Origin of the sequence: Streptomyces sp. NPDC059247 (assembly GCF_042754005.1) — a bacterium.
In the GTDB taxonomy this organism is placed as follows: domain Bacteria; phylum Actinomycetota; class Actinomycetes; order Streptomycetales; family Streptomycetaceae; genus Streptomyces.
In genome coordinates this window covers 1-1,429 of record NZ_JBHYZW010000052.1, presented here as the reverse complement: position 1 = coordinate 1,429, position 1,429 = coordinate 1, and the positions used below count along the sequence as shown (strand labels likewise).

Sequence of the window (1,429 nt, the reverse complement as noted above, 5' to 3'; positions counted from 1 at the left end):
ATAGCCTGAGACCTGATGCCGAGCCGATTGTGGTGAAGTGGATGATCCTATGCTGTCGAGAAAAGCCTCTAGCGAGTTTCATGGCGGCCCGTACCCTAAACCGACTCAGGTGGTCAGGTAGAGAATACCGAGGCGTTCGGGTGAACTATGGTTAAGGAACTCGGCAAAATGCCCCCGTAACTTCGGGAGAAGGGGGGCCACGTCTGGTGATGAGTCTTGCACTCTGAGCTGGGGGTGGCCGCAGAGACCAGCGAGAAGCGACTGTTTACTAAAAACACAGGTCCGTGCGAAGCCGTAAGGCGATGTATACGGACTGACGCCTGCCCGGTGCTGGAACGTTAAGGGGACCGGTTAGTGACCTTTCGGGGTTGCGAAGCTGAGAACTTAAGCGCCAGTAAACGGCGGTGGTAACTATAACCATCCTAAGGTAGCGAAATTCCTTGTCGGGTAAGTTCCGACCTGCACGAATGGCGTAACGACTTCTCGACTGTCTCAACCATAGGCCCGGTGAAATTGCACTACGAGTAAAGATGCTCGTTTCGCGCAGCAGGACGGAAAGACCCCGGGACCTTTACTACAGTTTGATATTGGTGTTCGGTTCGGCTTGTGTAGGATAGGTGGGAGACTTTGAAGCCGTGACGCCAGTCATGGTGGAGTCGCCGTTGAAATACCACTCTGGTCGTGCTGGATGTCTAACCTCGGTCCGTGATCCGGATCAGGGACAGTGTCTGATGGGTAGTTTAACTGGGGCGGTTGCCTCCTAAAGAGTAACGGAGGCGCCCAAAGGTTCCCTCAGCCTGGTTGGCAATCAGGTGTTGAGTGTAAGTGCACAAGGGAGCTTGACTGTGAGACCGACGGGTCGAGCAGGGACGAAAGTCGGGACTAGTGATCCGGCGGTGGCTTGTGGAAGCGCCGTCGCTCAACGGATAAAAGGTACCCCGGGGATAACAGGCTGATCTTCCCCAAGAGTCCATATCGACGGGATGGTTTGGCACCTCGATGTCGGCTCGTCGCATCCTGGGGCTGGAGTCGGTCCCAAGGGTTGGGCTGTTCGCCCATTAAAGCGGTACGCGAGCTGGGTTTAGAACGTCGTGAGACAGTTCGGTCCCTATCCGCTGCGCGCGCAGGAATATTGAGAAGGGCTGTCCCTAGTACGAGAGGACCGGGACGGACGAACCTCTGGTGTGCCAGTTGTCCTGCCAAGGGCATGGCTGGTTGGCTACGTTCGGGAGGGATAACCGCTGAAAGCATCTAAGCGGGAAGCCTGCTTCGAGATGAGTATTCCCACCTCCTTGAGAGGGTAAGGCTCCCAGTAGACGACTGGGTTGATAGGCCGGATGTGGAAGCCCAGTAATGGGTGGAGCTGACCGGTACTAATAGGCCGAGGGCTTGTCCTCAGTTGCTCGCGTCCACTGTGTTAGTTCTGAAG

At 56.1% G+C, this 1,429-nt stretch carries 1 rRNA gene (cut by a window edge); it reads left to right on the top strand.

Annotation, left to right across the window (positions count from 1 at the left end):
- Positions 1-1,397 (top strand): 23S ribosomal RNA (locus ACFXGN_RS32690); it begins 1,826 nt to the left of the window's first position.
- Positions 1,398-1,429 lie beyond the last annotated feature (32 nt).